This window comes from Candidatus Enterococcus wittei, from assembly GCF_002140175.1.
Classification (GTDB): domain Bacteria; phylum Bacillota; class Bacilli; order Lactobacillales; family Enterococcaceae; genus Enterococcus_B; species Enterococcus_B wittei.
Window position 1 is genome coordinate 365,440 of the sequence record NZ_NGMO01000002.1, and the last position, 19,838, is coordinate 385,277.

Below are 19,838 nucleotides of genomic sequence, written 5' to 3' on the forward strand. Positions count from 1 at the left end.
TAAGAGATTTGTCTGAAAAAGATACTTATGGAAGATGAATCAACGCTAAAACCGAAAGGAGAATAGTCTGAAATTTAGACGAACAGGATTATGGATGAAAAGACATTTCAACGTATTAAAGAACTAACAGAATTACAAGGGACAAGTGGCTTTGAACAAGATATCCGAGCATACATGGAACAGCATATGGAGCCGTTAGTGGATGAACTTCAACTAGATGGTTTGGGAGGCATCTTTGGCTTACGTCACCATCAAGAAGCAGATGCACCTCGTGTCATGGTGGCAGCGCATATGGATGAAGTAGGCTTCATGTTGACACAAATCCAAGAAAATGGCTTATTTAAAGTGGTTCCTTTGGGTGGTTGGAATCCATATGTAGTTTCTGCACAACGCTTTACATTGAAAACATCAACGGGTAAAAATTATCCATGTATCTCTTCTTCCGTCCCACCACATTTACTGCGAGGAACAAGTGGACAAAAATCAGTTGAAGTCACAGATATTTTATTTGATGCAGGATTTGAGTCTCGGGAAGAAGCCATGAGTTTTGGCGTATTACCAGGAGATACGATCGTACCATTTGCTGAAACGATCAAAACTGCCAATGGAAAAAATATCATCAGTAAATCTTGGGACAATCGCTATGGTTGTACAATGGTCTTGGAAGCATTAGAAGCTTTAGAAAAAGAAACCTTGGGACATACATTGATTGCAGGTGCAAATGTGCAAGAAGAAGTAGGACTTCGTGGTTCAAAAGCCTCTGTCAATAAGTTTAAACCAGATCTATTTTTTGCCGTTGACTGTTCCGCAGCGGATGATACTGTCACAAAAAATGGTACCTTTGGACATTTAGGAGAAGGAACATTGATGCGTATCCAAGATCCTGGATTGATCATGTTGCCTCGCTTACGTGAATATTTGTTGGATATTGCGGAAACAAATAACATCCCTTACCAATATTTTGTTTCAAAAGGTGGAACAGATGCAGGTGCTGCACACACGCAAAACGAAGGTATTCCAAGTACAGTTATCGGTGTTGTAGGGCGTTACATCCATACACATCAAACAATGTTTAGCATCCGTGATTTTGAAGCTGCTAGAGAAATGTTGATCCAAACCTTAAAAGGCTTGGATAAATCAACGGTCAATACGATCGTTTACGGAAAATAAACAAAGCTTAAATTAATAATAAAGGACTGCCTATTCCTTTTTGAGAATAAAACGAAGAATCTGAAAATAGTTTTTCTATTTTCGCTTCTCGTTTTATTTTTTTGATTTCTTACTAAAAATTCGTTTATTTAAACTGTATTTAATCATGATGAGGTCACTAGATAAGAGGTGTCTATCCACTGATTTTTTGAACAAATCAAGTTATAAGTTGGTCGGTTTTTAGTAAAGGTGTATAATTTAAGTAAGAAATACGAGAAAGAGGCGTGATTGAATGATTATTCCTAAGAATATTGAAGAAGTAGCAAGTTATGTAGAAAAGGGGAATCATGTATTTTTCTTTACAGCAGATTGGTGTGGTGACTGCCGTTTCATCAAGCCAAAAATGCCTGAGATAGAAAACGATTTTTCTGATTGGTCATTCGTGGAGATCGACCGTGACGCGTATATCGATCTTACTGCTGAATGGAATATTTTTGGCATTCCAAGTTTCGTGGTCATCAAAGATGGGAAAGAGTTAGGTCGCTTGGTGAATAAAGACCGTAAAACAAAAGAAGAGATTGAAGATTTCTTAACTCAAACAATCAAAGGCTTCTGATAGGAGTGAAAAGGATGGAACAAACATACAAAAATATATTAGTGGGAATTGATGGCAGTGATCAAGCATTTTCAGCTTTTAAAAAAGCAGTCGAAGTTGCTCGTAGGAATATGGGGACAGTCTATGTTGCCAATGTTATTGATCAGCAATTTTATCAATTTATGGGGTATACCCCAATTGATCAATCCTTGATCGAACAGCAGACAGAAACAGCCAAACAAATGATTGACGAGTGTAAAGCATACGGACAATCCGTCAATTATCAAAAAATTGAAGGAATCATTGCCTATGGTTCGGTGAGACAATCAATGGCCGTAAATCTACCTAAAAAATATAACATTGATCTTATCATGGTCGGACAATCAGGGTTAAATGCAGTCGAACGCTTCATGACAGGTAGCGTAGCAAACTACGTGATCCGACAAGCACCTTGTGATGTCTTAATCGTTTCTGAACCTGAAGAAGTGAAAACTGAACGCTCTTAAAAAATGAGAAAAAATGAACTGTGTTTTGAAAAAGCAAGTTCGTTTTTTTTCTTCTATCAATCCTGATATTTTGAATCCTTTTCATAATTTTTTATGCAGAACAGGCATTTTTTTGTTAAGATAAAGTGAATCTTACTTAGTAGGAACTAAGTATGGAAAATTAACTGCGAGTCTGCTAGAATTTTGTCGTTTGATGCATTTGAAACCATCAGACATGACTCGTAGATAATTTGATTTTGAACACTTGATAATGGAGGAGACAAAATGATTTTTGCTTATAATCCCGCACATGTTGGTGATACATTAATGGTTATTGTAGCGGATGATAAAGGAACAGAAAATAAAGTAAGCCGTAAATGGAATGTCGCACAAATCAAAGATGAATCAGGACAGATCGTTGCTTGGAATTTTTTCCATATTTCTGATCATTTAACCATTGAAGGAAATGGACAAGTGAAACTTACTGAAGACCAAGTGGCTGAGTTGAACCGTTTGATCAAAGAAGCTGGATTTGAAGAAATTCTTGAGATAGACAATGAACCAAAAATCGTGGTGGGGTATGTTCAAACATGTGAACCTCACCCAGATTCAGATCATCTTTCAATTACGCAAACACAAGTGGACGATGGACAAGTGTTACAAATCGTTTGTGGTGCACCAAATATCGAAGCTGGTCAAAAAGTAGTCGTAGCAAAACCAGGTGCGATGATGCCCGATGGACTAATGATTTGGCCGGGAGCTTTACGTGGCGTGAAAAGTGACGGGATGATTTGTTCAGCAAAAGAACTACATTTGCCAGACGCACCTGAAAAAAAAGGTATCCTTGTCTTACCTGAAGATGCCGTAGTTGGCGAAGAATTCTTAAAATAAAGATTGAAAATTATTCCCAGAGAAAAATTTTTGTAAAGCTATCAGGTGTATCAATTGAAGTAGAGGATACTTTCTACTAAGCATCAACAGTAGCGCAAAGATAGAAAAAGCCGGAGAATTCGAAAATATGATTTCATATTTTCGGGATTCTCCGGCTTTTTTATAGTGTCATGTGTAGTCTTTTTCTTAATCGTTTGAGTTATTTTGTTTTAAAGCAGACTGATCAATCGTCAGCTCAACGGTTGTAGTCTTTTTGTCTGATCCTTGGTAGTAAGTGATTTTAACGGAATCCCCTACTTTTTTACCGTATAGTACGGATTGTAATTCTACTCCAGAAGAAACTTTGGTACCATCGATTTCTGTGATGACATCATATTGTTTCAAGCCGGCTTTTTCTGCTGGGGTAGCAGGTTGTACAGAGTTGATGATCACGCCATTTGTCACAGAAGAAGGGATTTTCAAGATTTGTTCTTGTTGTTGGGTAGAAACAGCAGACAAGTCTACCATCGTAATCCCAAGAGCTGGACGAGTTACTTTACCGTCTTTTTCTAATTGATTGATGATATTGACAACATCATCACTTGGGATCGCAAAGCCCATTCCTTCGACACTCACATTTGAGGCAGATTCTGAAGTCGTTGCAATTTTGCTTGAGTTGATTCCAATTACTTGTCCTTCGATGTTCACTAGAGGACCACCAGAGTTTCCTGGGTTGATAGCTGCATCTGTTTGGATCGCATTGATATTCACTGTTTCGCCTGATTCATTTGAACTGGTTACTTGACGATTCAATGAAGAGATGATTCCTGATGTTACAGAGTTAGCGTATTGAGAGCCTAATGGTGAGCCGATAGCAATGGCAGGTTCACCGACTTTCAATGTGTTTGAATCGCCAAATGAAGCAACGGTGTCTACTTTATCTGCACTGATTTTCAAAACAGCTAAGTCCGTATAAGCATCTGTACCAACCAATTCTGCTTTTACTTTCGTGCCGTCTTTTAATAAAACTTCTAATCCTTGTTGTCCATCTACTACATGATTATTAGTGACGATATAAGCTGTATTGCCATCTTTTTTGTAGATGACCCCACTTCCTTCACTATAAGCTTCTAAATCACCATCTTCAGAACTTTCTTGTTGTTGCTGCCCAAATAAAGAACCAAAGTCGTTCGAAGAACTTTGCCGCTGTAAATTAATCACAGAAACTACTGCGCCTTGTACTTTTTCAACAGCGGAAGTAATATCAGAGTCTACATTGACTTTGACATTTTCCACTACAGTTTCTCCTGATGCATTTTGAGTGCCACTAGATGTCGTAGTGGAAGGATTTCCAGCACCAGTTACTCCATAAAAAATACCAGCGGTCAATAGTCCCCCTATTACGCCTCCTACTAAGCCGAGACCAAGTTTGCGCCAGATACCATTTGATTTTTTCTTTTTCATGTTCGGTGTCACATCTTTTCTGTTCATGTGATCTGCCTCCAGTTATTATTTTATTGATAAGCTAAGTATAGACTTATTTGCTAAAATTAGTCTACTTCTAGACTGTGAACTTTTTATGAAAAACTTTAGGAAAAATCATTGTTTTCAGATGAAAAAAACGAAAAAATAGTTTTCCACAGGGATTGTGTAAAACTATTTGTAAAAACCGCTAACAAGTACGCGAAAAAGTTATGAACAAGATGTGGATAAAGTGGAAAAATCGGTGCAAAACATATGTTTGCTTAAGAAATACTTATAAAATAAGCAACGAAATAGGTCTTTTCTGTGGATAAACCTGTGGATGATGTGCATAACTATGTGGGAAAACTTTTTAACAATTAAAATTAATAAACGAATAAAAGCACATATTCAGAGAAAAGAAGAAAGAAAAATAGGAAACAATCACTCCATTTTTTCTTTTTTGTGTGTAAAAAAGAGTAAAATCTTTTGAACCAAGAATGAGAAACAAAAGTTCCTCCTGGGTAAGAGGAAAAAAATAGTTCCATTCAATTCAGAAGATCAAAATGTTTCTTTTTGAACATTTTTTATTAAAGCAGATATAATAATGACTTCTAGTAGTGTCCTTATTATAATAAGAAGGAAGAAGAAATGTAGGATGAAAGGAAGCCATTATGAATATAAAAATCATTTCAGTAGGTAAGTTAAAAGAAAAATATTTGATTCAAGGAATCAATGAATATGTGAAGCGACTAAAGGCCTATGGAAAAATCGAATTAGTCGAAGTGCCAGATGAGAAAGCACCCGAGAATCTCAGTGAAGCCCAAATGCGACAGGTGAAAGAAAAGGAAGGAGAACGGATCCTCGCAAAAATCAAAGAACAAGAATACGTTTATGCCTTAGCAATCCAAGGAGAAAACCCCACAAGTGAAGCATTTGCCAAGCAAATCGATCAACTAGGTATCCAAGGAAAAAGCCAATTAGTCTTTGTCATCGGTGGTTCTTTAGGCTTAAGCGATGCAGTGATGAAACGAAGCAATGCCCAAATCTCCTTTGGTAAAATGACTTATCCCCACCAATTAATGCGCCTGATCCTAGTCGAACAAATCTACCGCGCATTTCGGATCAATACAGGGGCTCCATACCACAAATAATGATATTTTTTAAGAGAAAAAATTATCCCTATTTTAAATAATAGCAATAGGTAGTGGTAGGGAGAAATTTATAAATAACTTTTTTATTTGCTTTGGTAGCCAAGTAAGTTGCAAAAGAAAAATAGATACTGTTAAAAAGATAATGTAGACATAGAAACAAATACGTAAAATTTTAGTTAGAATAATGGCAAGGAGAAAAAACATGATAGATGAAAAAAAGTGTTTAAAAAATCTATTAGAGGATATGGATGATATTGAAGAAAACTATCTAAATGGACTGGGAAAACAAATATATTTCAGATACTTAAGCTATCTAAAAATGAAATAAGACATAGTAATTTTTTAGCTTTTTTGTTTGCTCCAAATGAAACCCACAATTTATCTGATGAGTTTTTTAAAATGTTTTTGAAAAGGTATATAGATTCTAATGATGATACCAAAGCTGCTATCAATTATTTTGATGCTTTACTTAATAGCTATGAAGATTTAATTGTTTACAGAGAAAATAAGAATATTGATATTTTATTGGTATCGGAAAAAAATAAAATAGTGGTGTGCATCGAAAATAAAATTCTGTCTTCGGAGTCTGGAGGGCAACTTAATAAATACCAAAGATATATAGAACGCAATTATTCTAACTATAAAAAAATTTTTGTTTTTTAACTCCAGATGGAAATGAACCCACAAATCCTAGTTGGGGCATAATTACTTACAAGAATATCGTTGAAGAGAGTGTAAAATATTTTGTGTAAATAGAAAAAAGGAAGTCCCTTCTGTAGAATAGAGTTACCACAACACATTCACAGAAAAGAGGACTTCCATATGAACGATTTTACTACAGAAATTATGGAAACACTAATCAATAAAGGTGATTTAGATGAATTATTTTGATGTCATTTAGAATTAGCTGTTAATTCATTATTGCAGGCTGAATTAACAGCTTTTCTTGATTATGAAAAATATGATCGTGCTGGGTTCAATTCAGGTAATTCCCGTAATGGGAATTATTCACGTTCATTCAGAACAGAGTATGGAGAATTAAATTTGGTGATTCCTAGAGATAGAAATGGTAAGTTTTCTCAACAAACTTTACCTGCTTATAAAAGAACCAATGACTCTTTAGAAACCACTATTATTCAGCTAGTTCAAAAAGGAATTACTATGTCTGAAATCTCTGAATTGATTGAAAAAATGTACGGGTATCACTATACGCCACAAACCATTTCAAATATGACTAAAATAGTTTCTGAAGATATTATTGCCTTTAAAGAAAGATCTTTAGAATCCAGATACTCTGTCATTTTTATGGATGCTACTCACATTCCTTTAAAAAGACAAACTGTTTCAAAAGAAGCAGTTTATATTGTAATTGGTATTCGATTAGATGGAACCAAAGAGGTTCTTGGGTTTAGTCTTTCTCCAACTGAATCTGCTTATGTTTGGAAAGAGATTCTTCAAGACCTAAAAGATCGTGGTTTAAAAGAAGTTTTATTAGTCGTAACTGATGGTTTAAGTGGCATTAACGATAGTATTCATAGTGTTTATCCAAATGCTCAATTTCAACAATGTTGTGTCCATATATCTAGAAATATCGCTCATAAGGTTCGTGTTAGTGATCGACAAGAAATCTGTAGCGATTTCAAATTAGTTTATCAAGCAAGTTCAAAAGAAGAAGCAAATAATCAAATAAGGTTTATGATAGATAAATGGAAAAAGCAGTATCCACGAGTGGTTAAATTGCTCATGAATCCTGCTATATTAACCTTTTATAATTTCCCTCCGTCAATCAGAAGAACTATTTATTCAACTAATTTGATTGAAGGTTTTAACAAACAATTAAAGAAATATACCAAAAGAAAAGAGCAATTTCCTAATGAAGAATCTCTGGAGAGATTTCTAGTATCTCAATTCAACAACTATAATCAAAAGTTTCTATGCCGAGTTCATAAAGGTTTTAAAGAAATACATGATACATTAGAATCAATGTTTTAACTTGATCAACAGAATGGGCTTTTCCATTTACACATAATTCTTGACGCAACCGAAAAGATGTCTCGTGTCTGTTCGGATATTAACACAATAACTAGTAGAATAGGTCTGACTAAAGCAATGCATATGGTACTAAAATACAATCAAGAAGATCCTTCTGTGCCTAAAACCTATGAAGCAATTGATTTAATTATTGTCGATGAAATTGATCGTTTAAAGCTTCAGCATTTAGAACAGCTAAGAGATATTTATGATAGAAATGATTTGGCAATGGTTCTTATCGGTATGCCTGGTATTGAAAAAAGGTTGTCTCGTTATCCGCAACTTTACTCTCGCATAGGATTTCCGCATGAATTTGATAACCTTAGTAAGGATGAAACATACCATATTTTGGAATACAAATGGTCAGACTTAGGAATTGATATTAAGTTAGAAGACTTTTCTGATTATGAAGCTATCACAACTATCATTAAAATCACAAAAGGTAATTTTAGGCTTATTCATCGTTTATTTGCACAGATTGATCGTATTTTAAGAATCAATCAAATGGATAAGATTACTGTAGAAGTTGTCGAAGCAGCAAGAGATAGTTTAGTGATAGGTATATAAAAAGCTACCAAAAATTGGTAGCTTTTGTCATTTATTACTGAAAATTTTTGCCATTTAAATAGAAAAGTAACACCTATTCGCAATAGGGCTGTCTTCGGTGTTGTACATGCTCGATATCTTCACAATTCGCAAATTTATTGTATCATAGAATAAAAGAAAAACTACTTCAGACTTTTTTAACTATTATCTCTTCAAAAAAATAGACCTTATTTGGTCTAACTTTTTTTGGGGGGAGCGCTTCATTAGTCTATTTTTTTATATTCTTACTTAGGTTTATTCAATTCCACGACTCTTAAGAAAATCTTTTAACGTGTTGAAATTCGAATTAGGGTTATTTACATTCAATACATCCCCTTTGTAAAGTTGAATCATCTTTCTAAGCTTTTCTGAGTCGCATGCATCGATGATACCTTTGTTTACTAAATCATATTCATCTTTTGAACGGTCGCTAAAGAGCTTTGTGATAGCGAAGTATTCAATAGTCGGGATGTATATCGTCAAGTTCGAAAATTCAATAGAATCTTGAAATTCAATTTCCTCTAGGGGTGGAACCTCTACCACAGTAACATCCTCTATATCGTTTTGAAACATTAACTCACGAAAAGTGGTTTCTTTGCTGGCATCATTAATAGCCTGGACCATAAAATCGATATCATATGTCATTCGAAAATCTTCTAACAAAAAACGGCCTGCTTGGCCGCCAATTAGAATAACTGAAGCAAAGATCTCCTCTTTCGCTAATTGCGCATGAAAAGATTCATATTATCATTCATCGAGTAACCTCATTTAAAAGCATTTGATAGTCTTCTTTGTTTTGTGAGTATCCAAGTAAGACATTGGTGTACTTATATAGCCGGTTTTTGCTATAGTCTCTGCGTTCAGTAGAGACTAGCAGAGATGGAGATTTTAATAGAAGCAACAAAACGTCTCGTTGCTCTTTATAGCGGGCGTCATTAGCATCGTTTCTCAAAGCTTTTACTTGTGCATATTGTAATCTAAGTTTTCGAAAAGCAAGCGTTAGTTTGCTCATATCTCTCACCTCTTTCTTGTATTTATCAATATAATTATATCAAGAATTCTCATTAAATTCAATTTCTTGATAAATTTAACTCCATTCCAACTCTTGTTATGAGAAGATGTCTATATCCGTCATTCGTCTTCTGATACGAATAATTCGTAATTAAAATTCCCAGAATCTCCATAGGCTGCAGCAACCTTATCTAATTCGGAAATATTAACATTTACAAAATCAACAAACTCTAGAGCATGGACATAAGCTTGTTTAGTCAAATGACCATCATCCATCGTTTCTGTAATTAAAGCAGAGCGACATTCCGATTCAGAGCCTATCGTCTTAGAAAAGTAATTTATCCTAGAAACAAAGTGTTTTTGTAGTTCTTGCAATTTATTTAGGTATTCCCCAGAAGTATAAAATCTTATAGATGGTGTATCATATTTTGTAATTAGTTCAATGCTATCAAATTCCATATGCAAAGGACCTACAAGAGCACTAGTTTGGTCTTTCCAATTTTGAATATACTCATTTAGTACCTCATCATCAGCTTCTTTACTAAGTGGTTCTCCAGATTCTTCTGTTCCGTCTACAGTTATGGTGATTTGCTCATCACTGCTGCTTTCTTCAGTAACTGAACCATTCACAGCATTATTATAGCGAATTTCTTCCCTATCACTTTTAGCGTTAACTACTGATATTGCAAAGAGTAATATCAGTAGTTAACGCTGCAAAACCAAAGAATTTAAATCCCACCTTAAACTGGTACATTGAGCCACACCTGCTCTTTCATGTTCTCGATCTAATCATAATAAGAGCAGGAGAGTGTATCGAAGCTATCAACAAAATAAATAAGTATACAGGTGGGATTGCTTGACTCTTGATTAACATAGTTTTTATATTAGTTTCAAGTATATTACATACTACCCTTAATATAAAGGTATAGCTAAATCCTATCCACTCTAATATTAAATACTCTTGCTTCGTTACGAAGAATGGTTATAGATTTTGATCAACTAATTTTGTCTTATTGTTCTCCATTACTTTAAAGAATGGATAGTAAATGAAGATACTGATTACGATCAACAGTAGGCAAAAGAGAATGTTGCGCCAGTCCATGCTTGAAAGATAAGCTTGTGCAAAAAACGGTGTGAAGGAAGGATCAACGATAAAGCCAATTCCAATCCATCCGAGACTCTGAGCAAAGTAGGTCAGCAATAACGAAATGATCGGAGTGACCAAAAATGGGATTGCTAGAATGGGATTAAAAACGATTGGTAAGCCAAAGATCACTGGTTCGTTGATGGAGCAGATTCCAGGAATCAAGGACAATTTTCCGATTGTGCGATATTCGGGAACTTTGCTTCGCATCATCAATAAAACCAATCCCAAAGTACCACCAGCTCCGCCAAGGACCGAAATCCGAAACATTTGTAAGTTCATTAAGTGTGTCATGGTTTCGCCATTTGCCATTTGCTCGGCATTCAAGCCAGTTTGAGCCATTCCTAGTGTAAAGACGATGGGAAAGATGATTGAAGAACCGTTGATGCCAAACAGCCATAAGATATTGCCTAAGGTCACGATCAATAAGAAACCGCCGAGACTGCCAGCGATGTTCGTTGCAGGAGTCAGAACCTCCATCACTGCTTCAGGAAAGATTTTGTTTGTTGTTGCTAAGAAGATCAAATTGATCCCATAGAAGATGATGATATTTGTCAACAGCGGAACGAGCATATTGATGAAGGTTGCCACCATGGGTGGAACAGTATCTGGCAGTTTCAATTTAATCTGTTTCACTTCAAACAACCGATTGATTTCTACCACTAACAATCCTATGATGATTGCGACGAAGAGTCCGTTTGTTCCTAGAAAATTGAGGTTGATCGAGCCTTCTTTCACTGGTGTACAAACCATTAGAAATATGACGGATGCAACCATGCCATTCATGGAAGGGTTGATTTTGTATTCATTGGCAAGAGAAAAGGCAATCCCAAAGACGCTAATGAAACCAATGATGCCCATCGTCAATTGATAAGGCGCGGTGATGAGATCATAGTTTGCTACAGCGAAATCTTTCCAGCCAGCCATAAATGTCATAAAGATATTGGCTGTTTCAGGATGATACTGATCCATGTTGATGGGTGGGTTGGCAAAGATTAGAAAAAAAGAACCGATAACAATAAAGGGTAGTCCAAACATCATACCGCTGGATATAGCTTTTAAGTGGCGCTGATTGCCAATTTTTGCTGCGATGGGGCTTAGGACGTCATTCAGCTTCATGATAAATGTAGAGTTTTCCATGTAACTTCCTCCTATACTTGCCAAGGATTGAATGAAAATGCGCTTGGCACAACGTGATCTGGATCATAGTTCTCGATGATTTTTTCGTAATGTTCTTTGTAGTCATTAGTGACTTTTGCTTGTGGGATTACTTTGCTGGCTTCATGTAAGAAGTGTTCGGAGCCACGACCCATTTCCTGCCCGCGGACAGTATGTTTATCCAAGGCAATATCAGGAATTTCTGGAACATAGCCCATCGCGAAACTCTTGATCACAATGTTCTTGAGCAAGTCTGATGAGCGGTCTTTTTCCGACTGACATAAGTAACGAATCGCATGGAAGAAATACATTGCCCGATCGGATTCGTTGTATTGGAATTCCTTGCGCATCGTGTTCAAGTTATTGATCATAATGGCAGCCATTGGATTTCCCATACCTACATCTTCAACACTGATCGCTAGTAATCTTCTCCAGAGTTTTTCTTCAAATTGCGGCGAGGTGATATACATTTCATAGGCAAATTCACATGCCTCTTTTTCTTTGCCTCGACGGATCGATTTTTGCAATGCCGAGATAACTTCATCTCCGCGTAAACCGTTGCGGGTCGTCATTTTTGCCCAGGGATCTTGAATAAATTTCGTTTCTGTCATGATATAATACTCCTAACTGATAAAATTTGAGGTGGATCTTATGGATGTTGAAATGCTTATAGATAAATACCAACTGAATGATTCAGAAGCAGAAGTCTTGCGGTTTATGAAAAAAAATCGGCAATCATTAAAAACTATCGGAATTCGCGATGTGGCTAAAGCATCCTATGTCTCTACAGCAACAATCATCAATATGGCCAAGAAAATTGGCTATTCCGGTTATAGTGAGTTGGTTTTTGCATTAGGTAACAGCCAATCGGATATTGCGATGCCAAGCACTTTCTCCGATGAGGAACAGGCGGCATTTATCGATTTACTCTCTGAGTATCGCGACAAGCGCATCATGATCCTTGGCTCCGGTTTCTCTCAGAATCTCGCCAACTATTTTTCGGAAGCTCTTAATTTATATGGCTTTCGTGCGACTGCCAATAGCCATCTGGAATTTCTTAGACAGCAAGTGCAGCAAGACATTTTGCTCGTTATTATTTCTAATTCTGGGGATACAGTTCGGTTAGCTGAGCTAGCGAAAATGGCTAACGACCACCATATCGATGTGATTGCTTTTGTTGGTCAAAAAAATTCAAAAATCGGCAGTCTAGCCACACTGACCATTAGCACAGAAACATATACTCCCAAAAGAATCTCCGATTACCAACCGAATCTTTTCTTTGGCACAACACTGAACCAATTTGAGCTTTTGCTAAGTGCAGCACTGAAGGCTATTTTTGAATAGAAGAACGATGTGGCCACTGTTTCTTCAAAACCTAGTATAAAGAATCTCTTTTGAAATGTAAGTTTTTTCTCTTTATTCTGAACATGTTTAGGAATTTGCAAACTTGTTTAGAAAAAATTTCCATTCCCTTAAATATCTCATTAATAGAATTTAATTAGTTAACTTAATTAACAATATCTCCAAATTTATTAGAAGATATAGAAGTCTTAGAAAAGTGACACTCAGAAAATAGAAATCTGATTTTAAAGCCCAACAGGGTATACCCTGTTGGGCTTTTTGTGTGTTCGTGTTATACTTGGATTTCTAAGGGGTCAACAGAGTTGGGCAACAGGATTTTAATTATGATCAAAATTTTTGATTTTTAAAGGAGTTTTTTTATGGCTAAAATTGGATATGCACGAGTAAGTAGTACAGATCAAAATTTAGATCGACAATTGGAGCTTTTATCTGACTGTGATAAAATTTTTACTGATAAGTTAAGTGGAAAAGATACAAATCGAGAAGCATTTCAAGAAATGATGAATTTTATTCGTGAAGATGATATTGTGGTAGTCACCGAACTTAAACGTCTTGGACGAAATAATAAAGAGCTAACAGAAACGATGAATTTGATCCAGCTGAAGAAAGCGACACTTGAAGTTTTAAATTTACCAGCGTTAACAGGTATTACTGATGATAACCTACGTCGATTACTTAATAATTTAATTATTGAACTATACAAGTACCAGGCTGAAGATGAACGTAAATATATACTTGAAACACAGAAGCAAGGTATTGCACTTGCCAAAGCAAAAGGAAAATATAAGGGTGGAAAACCCAAGTATCGAGAGAATGATCCACGCCTTCAGTTAGCATTTAATTTGTTTTTAGCTGGATCTACAGATAAAGAAGTTGAAGAGCAAACAGGTATTAATCGAAGGACGTTTAGAAGATATAGAATGAAATATGGTATTACTGATGAAGTTAGACAGAAACAAAAAGATGTAAAATAAATAATAAAATAGGTGGATGAGTTGTGAATAATAAAAGGCTGATTATTTTGGGGGGAGCGTCAATAATTTTGTGTAAATAAATCGTTCTTCTGCAAAATAATTAGTTACTCAGTAAACATTGAAACTAATGTATCGGTTACTTGTTGGAAACCTTTATGGCTTCTGTTTAGAAATTTTTGATTGTATGTATCAAAAATGCTGACTAGAAAGCGTTCTAGTGATTCTTCATTTTGAAACTGCTCTTTTCTGCGGCTGTACTTTTTAATTTGCTTATTGAAAGACTCGATTAGATTGGTTGAGTAAATGGTTCTACGAATACTGGGCGGAAACTCATAAAAAGTCAATAAATCTTGGTTTTCTATGAGTGACTGCGTCACTTTAGGATAGTTTTTCTTCCATTTCTCAATCATACAGGATAAGAATGTATTCGCTTCTTCCTTTGATTTAGCTTGATAAACAGCCTTAAAGTCATCACAGATTTCTTTTCGGTCTTTGACACGTACTTTATGAGCAATATTACGAGATACATGGATACAACAATGCTGATATTTTGCTTTAGGATAAATTTGTTGGATGGTATCTTTCATGCCTTTTAAGCCATCCGTAATAAAAAGCAAGACTTCTTGAACTCCTCTGGAGTTAATATCCTGTAGCAGCTCATTCCAAACGTATGTTGATTCAGTCGGAGCAATCGCATAACTTAGTACTTCTTTAGTGCCGTCTTCTCGTATACCAATGGCAATATAAATCGCTTCTTTGGATACGGTTTGACGTTTTAATGGAATATAAGTAGCGTCCATAAAAATAGCAACATACTTATCATTTAAGGCTCTGGATTTAAAGGCGTTTACTTCTTCAGTCAGAACTTTAGTCATGTTGGACATGGTTTGTGGAGTATAGTGATGCCCATACATTTTTTCGATTAAATCAGCAATTTCAGACATCGTAACACCTTTTTCGAATAAATGGATAATAGTGGTTTCTAATGTGTCGTTTGTTCTTTTGTAGGCTGGTAAAGTTTGTTGTTTAAACTCACCATTACGAACTCTAGGTATTTCCAATGTTAATTCACCATATTCGGTTTTGATTGATCGAACATAAGAACCGTTTCTCGAATTACCTGAATTAAAACCAGTGCGATCATATTTTTCGTAATCTAAAAAAGCCGTTAATTCAGTCCGTAGGAGTGTGTTTATCGCTTTTTCTAAGTGCAAACGGAATAATTCATTTAAATCGCCTTTAGTGACTAGAGTTTGCACAATTTCTGTAGTAAAATCATTCATGGGGAAGTCCTCTTTTCTGTGAATTGGTTGTCGTTAACTTTATTCTACAGAAGGGACTTCCTTTTTTGTATGGATTTTTTCATTTACACAAAATATTTTACACTCTCCGCAATTTAGTATAGAGATACTAAATATGGAAATAGGAAATATAGATTTCTAGGAAAGCACTTCTTATATTTATTCGTGATGTCTTCCAATTAATCTAAATAATATAGCAATGAAACAAAGATAAATTTAACTATATATTATATCCATGAAGCCCAATCTTCTTTATAGAAGATTGGGCTATTTTTAATGGCAAAGGAGGGAAAAGAAATGTTTCAAAATAAAGGACAACGTTATGTCACAAAGGGACTAATGGACAGTTTACCAGTGGAATTACAAGCTTTATGTTGGAACCTAATCGATCAAAAGGTTCAAAAGCAACTTCCTTTAGACTATCTTCAAATTTTTGAATTTTCTATAGAAAAAGGAAATCAAAAGTTGGTTCATCGTCAAGAAGAACCGGAAGAAAGAAAAGAGTATCTGATTTCACCTAAGCTTCGTTTGAAATCAGTGTCTCAAAAAATATGGGTCATTGATTCGGGTGAGTATCAAACGATGTTATTACCAGAAGAATACTAATATCTAAAAGAAAGGAACGAAAGGACTTGTTAGAAACGGCTATCGAAGTACTGGAAAAGTGTGCACAGCTAGTCACTACTCCTGAAGAGTGGGGCTATGAATCCGTTACGATGGAAAAAGAGGAAATTGAAATGGGTACACTTCCTAAAGATGTTCATCTACCACGTTTAGTGATGACACATCTTTATATTTATTGTGCACCACAAAGTGGGAAAGACTATGTGGTTTATTTCATTACAGATATTACCAGCCAGCGAGAATTTGTTCGTGGGTTACTGGTAGAAGGACGATTGGTTTGGAGTCAGATTGGAGGAACGGATGAATAAGATCGATTATTTGAGAATGATTGCGAAATGTTTAGAAGATATCCTTACCGCGATTCATCAAATTATGAAGAAAAAAGGAGAAAGAATATGAAATATTTTCAACTAGTATTGACACTTATAACGGCAATGGTAATTGAAGTGCTTGAACAAAAATTAGCATAGGAGAAAAAGAGATGATTGAAAAAGAATTAGTGACCACACAAACAGAAGTTTGGCGAGATCCTCATCAAACCCATCGCTATGTTTTCAAACGACAATGGGCGATCAAAGGAAAAGAAGCGGAAGATAAATTAGCGGTAGTCATTACTATTCGTCCAACAGATACAGAACCATTTACGAATGATTTGAGTATGTTATTAATCGAAAAGAATATCCGACAATTAGGATTTACTGGTTTTATTGCTGTGAATCTTTTTTCGTATACAAAAGCGAAAAGTCCTCGGGTATTTCCTCGTGGAAATGATGAACAATCTTTGGAAATATTAACAACTGTTTTCACAGAAAAGAAAATCAACACCATTATTTTTGCTTGTGGTTCGATTACAGCGACGAGTCAAGTGGCTTATGAACAAGCGAAGACCATTTACGATCAATTGAGTGCGAAACAAAAAAAGATGACCAAAGTATTGATAAATGCAGAAGGCAAGTTATCCCATCCATTAAGTATTCATGTTCGTAATGAATGGCAATTGGCAGATCATTCTTTGTTATTTCAATAAACGAAAATAAGTATTCAATGTATATGTTTCTTTTTCTGTTATTTTACTTGTTCTTTTACAGACTAAACAACTTGTAAAACCTCTTGTTATATGCATTATCAATGAAGGAATCAATATGATATTTTTAAAATGTCAGAGGAAATGGAGGTGAGCAAGTGAAAGTAGATGGGGAATGTTTGACGAGTTCGTATAAAAGTATCTATGAATTTTTTGAGGAAAAAGGACTAGACACGGATTTACTTTATCAGTTTTATATTGCTTTTCGTGGGCAACAGTTATCGTTCCCAATGAAAATGTATGACCGAGAATTAGTCGCTCAAAAAATTGAAACAATGGTACAAGAAAACCATTCCATTGATTCTAGGAAATTAACGGATCGGTATGGTTTTTCAACGAGATGGATTCAAAGTATTATCAGACAACAACAAAAGGAGCAACATGTACATGGCTAATGAAGAAACAGTAGGTTTGAGAATCATAGAAGAAGCATTCAAATTACCAATGGTCAAAGTTGATCGTCGAGCATTTTTGATTCAAACATTTCAAGGAAAAGTTTCTGATATTGAAGGACTCATAGAAAAGGGACCACAAGCATTTTTATCCAAAGAAATGCTAGATCGTGAAGCACAAAAATGTATTCAATCGATTACCTTGAAATCAAGTGCGGTATCGTTAGCAACTGGACTCCCAGGAGGTATCGCTATGGCAGCAACTATTCCAGCGGATCTCCTTCAGTTCTTTGGTTATTCATTACGATTAGCACAGGAAATTTCGTACATTTATGGATTTAAGGATTTAATGGGAGAGAATGGAGAGCTCAGTGAAGAAGCAAAGAATACGCTGATATTGTATTTGGGAATTATGCTTGGAGTAACTTCTGCAGGTTCTGCCGTACGAGCGATGTCTGGAAAGTTATCTACACAAGCATTGAAAAAGATTCCTCAAAAAGCATTGACACAAACGTTGTATTATCCAGTAATCAAACGAGTACTAGGTATTTTTGGTACAAAGTTAACTAAAAATACCTTCGCGAAAGGTATTTCTAAAGCAGTACCAGTTGTGGGAGGCGTTGTTTCAGGAGGCATCAATTACTTGTCTATGAAACCAATGGCAACAAAGCTTCAAACAGAGTTAGGAAAAAATGTAGCGTATACAGAAGAAAGTCTCCAACAAGATTTAGATATTTTAGAAGGTGAATTTGAAGAAGTATCTTCTGATATCGCGTCTTCTGATACAGTTCTTTCTCAATTAGAAAGACTTTCTCATTTGTTGGAAACGAATATGATTACAGAAGAAGAGTTTCAACAATTGAAGCAAGAGCTGTTAAAGAAATAATTATTTAGAAAAAGCAACCACTTATACGAGTGGTTCTTTTTCTTGAATGAATTCAAATTTATTATTAGGAGAAGAAACAGGATGAAAGCAAAACGATTATTCCTATTAGGCACGATTCTTTTACTTGGAGGATGTTCTACTGTCTCTCAAAATGAACAAAAGAAACAAGTGGATTCAACAACTCATGAAACTGAAACAACAAGAAAGGAATCTTCTACAAAAGAAATAGAAACAACTACTCTAGAAACTAACACAACAGAGTCTAGTAAGGCAACGAGTTCAGATACGAGTGATTCTCAAATAAAACAAGAATTATGGGATACAAATAAAGCATCTCAACTAGCAACTTTTGTCCCACAATGGGGAAAGACATTAGGGCAAGAATATAAAAGCTACAATCCTCAGAACAATGTAAGTCTGTATGGCACTCCTTTACCACAAGCCGTGATTAATGGCAATTGGAAAATGGCAATCAATGAAGCACCAGTTACCGTACAATGGTCAGAAGATGGAACTGGTCAAGCAGATTTCAATTTAGTAGCAGTTTATTCTGATGTAGAAACTGGGGAATATTTAGGGCAGCATGTTTACTTTTTCGGTTTTCAAAATGGACAACCTAAAGTTTATTTAACGCAACAAAATCAAGGTAATGAAAATAATTATCTGTACTTTAACGAAACTCAAAATCAACAATTAAAACAAGGTTTCAGTGATATTGTGAATGGACAAACTCCTCAAACTCCAGTAGTAGAAGAATCTACTCAACAAGCAACAACTGATTCAGCTATGCCAAGTTCACATGAAAGAGCACAAGCAATTAGGGAAATATTAAAACAAAATCAAGGATTTAATGAAGAGGTATTAAACTCAATTCCAGATGAAGAAATACTTGATTCTTTCGTAGGTAATGCGACCAATGCACAACTAGCACAAAGTGCGATGAATCTATTAGAAAAATACCCTAATTTGAAATAAGAGTTACAAATGGACGAGGCTTTTAGGATGATTCATCATTCTAACACGGTTCAATAATTAGAGTTATACATCATCAAGTAATAACTGATTCTTAAAAAGCACCATAAGCTTTTTAAGAATCAGTTTTATCTATAAAGAGGGAGAAAGAATGTATTAAATGACTTTTTAACTAATATACATAAAAATAATAGGAACGATAATTGAAAGAGCACAAGCATTCTTTTGAATGAGATATTTAATTGAAAACCAATACAGTACTAGAAGTCCCCAAAGTGACCAAAAGATAGTTGATAAAAAATGAGTGAGAAAAGTAAAATGAAATAAAAGATTGTCACTTTAGGTACTTTGGTACTAAGAAGAGCTTGTTTTTGTCTATTTGTTTCACTAAAGTATATAAAACGGAATTAATGCAGGAATCATAGAAAGTATGACAAACTTTCTATGATTTCCTGTTTTACTTGACTTTTTGATATAATAGAATAGTTAAGAAAGTATTCAAGAGAATATTTTAGAAAATAGAGTTTATGTACTGTAGAAAGAATTTGAGTGTCAATGATTTAGTGACTTAATATATGAATGAGGTGATTCTCTTGGTAT

At 35.2% G+C, this 19,838-nt stretch carries 20 protein-coding genes and 2 pseudogenes; 16 read left to right on the plus strand and 6 right to left on the minus strand.

Annotation, left to right across the window (positions count from 1 at the left end):
* The first annotated feature begins 90 nt into the window (after nt 1-90).
* The 4 genes from pepA to ytpR all read left to right on the plus strand — a co-directional run bounded on the left by pepA (nt 91) and on the right by ytpR (nt 3,120).
* Nucleotides 91-1,170: a glutamyl aminopeptidase gene (gene pepA, locus A5844_RS05970; RefSeq protein WP_086284349.1), complete on the plus strand. Its 1,080-nt coding sequence runs from the start codon at nt 91-93 to the stop codon at nt 1,168-1,170.
* A 271-nt stretch (nt 1,171-1,441) separates the two neighbouring features.
* Nucleotides 1,442-1,765 carry a thioredoxin family protein gene (locus tag A5844_RS05975; protein ID WP_086284350.1) on the plus strand — a complete coding sequence of 108 codons (324 nt, stop codon included), beginning with the start codon at nt 1,442-1,444 and terminating at the stop codon, nt 1,763-1,765.
* Nucleotides 1,766-1,779: 14 nt separating this feature from the next.
* Nucleotides 1,780-2,250 carry a universal stress protein gene (locus tag A5844_RS05980; protein WP_086284351.1) on the plus strand — a complete coding sequence of 157 codons (471 nt, stop codon included), beginning with the start codon at nt 1,780-1,782 and terminating at the stop codon, nt 2,248-2,250.
* Nucleotides 2,251-2,514: 264 nt separating this feature from the next.
* Nucleotides 2,515-3,120: a YtpR family tRNA-binding protein gene (gene ytpR, locus A5844_RS05985; protein WP_086284352.1), complete on the plus strand. Its 606-nt coding sequence runs from the start codon at nt 2,515-2,517 to the stop codon at nt 3,118-3,120.
* A gap of 186 nt (nt 3,121-3,306) precedes the next feature.
* Here the strand turns inward: ytpR and A5844_RS05990 are convergent, their stop codons facing one another.
* Nucleotides 3,307-4,590, minus strand: coding sequence for a S1C family serine protease (locus A5844_RS05990; RefSeq protein ID WP_086284353.1), 1,284 nt, complete (start codon nt 4,588-4,590; stop codon nt 3,307-3,309).
* A gap of 644 nt (nt 4,591-5,234) precedes the next feature.
* On the opposite strand from A5844_RS05990, the gene rlmH reads away from it, so the two are divergent.
* From rlmH to A5844_RS06010, 4 genes and pseudogenes are all read left to right on the plus strand, one after another.
* Nucleotides 5,235-5,714: a 23S rRNA (pseudouridine(1915)-N(3))-methyltransferase RlmH gene (gene rlmH / locus A5844_RS05995; protein ID WP_086284354.1), complete on the plus strand. Its 480-nt coding sequence runs from the start codon at nt 5,235-5,237 to the stop codon at nt 5,712-5,714.
* Between the two features lie 324 nt (nt 5,715-6,038).
* Complete coding sequence (locus tag A5844_RS14600; RefSeq protein ID WP_234944229.1) at nt 6,039-6,377, plus strand: PDDEXK-like family protein; 339 nt, start codon at nt 6,039-6,041, stop codon at nt 6,375-6,377.
* A gap of 159 nt (nt 6,378-6,536) precedes the next feature.
* A pseudogene (locus A5844_RS06005) lies at nt 6,537-7,706 on the plus strand (IS256 family transposase).
* 33 nt (nt 7,707-7,739) lie between these two features.
* Nucleotides 7,740-8,312: an AAA family ATPase gene (locus tag A5844_RS06010; RefSeq protein WP_070828506.1), complete on the plus strand. Its 573-nt coding sequence runs from the start codon at nt 7,740-7,742 to the stop codon at nt 8,310-8,312.
* A 273-nt stretch (nt 8,313-8,585) separates the two neighbouring features.
* On the opposite strand, the pseudogene A5844_RS06015 reads toward A5844_RS06010, so the two are convergent.
* From A5844_RS06015 to A5844_RS06035, 4 genes and pseudogenes are all read right to left on the minus strand, one after another.
* Nucleotides 8,586-9,041: pseudogene (locus A5844_RS06015) on the minus strand (DUF6036 family nucleotidyltransferase); the annotation flags it as partial.
* Between the two features lie 420 nt (nt 9,042-9,461).
* Nucleotides 9,462-9,971 (minus strand): hypothetical protein, encoded by a 510-nt coding sequence (locus A5844_RS06025; protein ID WP_070828503.1) that lies wholly within the window; start codon nt 9,969-9,971, stop codon nt 9,462-9,464.
* 352 nt (nt 9,972-10,323) lie between these two features.
* Entirely contained in the window at nt 10,324-11,625 is a 1,302-nt protein-coding gene (locus A5844_RS06030; RefSeq protein WP_070828502.1) for a PTS sugar transporter subunit IIC, read from the minus strand.
* Between the two features lie 11 nt (nt 11,626-11,636).
* Complete coding sequence (locus A5844_RS06035) at nt 11,637-12,254, minus strand: AAA family ATPase (protein WP_070828501.1); 618 nt, start codon at nt 12,252-12,254, stop codon at nt 11,637-11,639.
* A gap of 40 nt (nt 12,255-12,294) precedes the next feature.
* On the opposite strand from A5844_RS06035, the gene A5844_RS06040 reads away from it, so the two are divergent.
* The gene (locus tag A5844_RS06040; RefSeq protein WP_070828500.1) at nt 12,295-12,987 is read left to right on the plus strand and encodes a MurR/RpiR family transcriptional regulator; all 693 of its coding nucleotides are present in this window, start codon (nt 12,295-12,297) and stop codon (nt 12,985-12,987) included.
* A gap of 377 nt (nt 12,988-13,364) precedes the next feature.
* Nucleotides 13,365-13,979: a recombinase family protein gene (locus A5844_RS06045; RefSeq protein ID WP_065305703.1), complete on the plus strand. Its 615-nt coding sequence runs from the start codon at nt 13,365-13,367 to the stop codon at nt 13,977-13,979.
* Between the two features lie 104 nt (nt 13,980-14,083).
* Here the strand turns inward: A5844_RS06045 and A5844_RS06050 are convergent, their stop codons facing one another.
* Nucleotides 14,084-15,262, minus strand: a complete 1,179-nt coding sequence (locus A5844_RS06050) for an IS256 family transposase (RefSeq protein ID WP_086284355.1) — start codon at nt 15,260-15,262, stop codon at nt 14,084-14,086.
* 315 nt (nt 15,263-15,577) lie between these two features.
* Between A5844_RS06050 and A5844_RS06055 the strand changes: the two genes are divergently transcribed.
* From A5844_RS06055 to A5844_RS06080, 6 genes are all read left to right on the plus strand, one after another.
* Nucleotides 15,578-15,886, plus strand: coding sequence for a DUF960 domain-containing protein (locus A5844_RS06055; protein ID WP_002326405.1), 309 nt, complete (start codon nt 15,578-15,580; stop codon nt 15,884-15,886).
* A gap of 26 nt (nt 15,887-15,912) precedes the next feature.
* A complete protein-coding gene (locus A5844_RS06060; protein WP_086284356.1) occupies nt 15,913-16,212 on the plus strand; it encodes a 4'-phosphopantetheinyl transferase in 300 nt (99 codons plus the stop codon).
* Nucleotides 16,213-16,385: 173 nt separating this feature from the next.
* On the plus strand, nt 16,386-16,931 hold the full coding sequence (locus A5844_RS06065; RefSeq protein WP_086284357.1) for a DUF1643 domain-containing protein: 546 nt from the start codon (nt 16,386-16,388) through the stop codon (nt 16,929-16,931).
* Between the two features lie 155 nt (nt 16,932-17,086).
* Nucleotides 17,087-17,383: a hypothetical protein gene (locus A5844_RS06070; RefSeq protein ID WP_002324318.1), complete on the plus strand. Its 297-nt coding sequence runs from the start codon at nt 17,087-17,089 to the stop codon at nt 17,381-17,383.
* Nucleotides 17,376-18,266: an EcsC family protein gene (locus tag A5844_RS06075; protein WP_002324319.1), complete on the plus strand. Its 891-nt coding sequence runs from the start codon at nt 17,376-17,378 to the stop codon at nt 18,264-18,266. Before A5844_RS06070 ends, A5844_RS06075 begins: the two co-directional genes overlap by 8 nt.
* Nucleotides 18,267-18,347: 81 nt before the next feature.
* Nucleotides 18,348-19,241, plus strand: coding sequence for a DUF4767 domain-containing protein (locus A5844_RS06080; protein ID WP_002334083.1), 894 nt, complete (start codon nt 18,348-18,350; stop codon nt 19,239-19,241).
* The last annotated feature ends 597 nt before the right edge of the window (nt 19,242-19,838 follow it).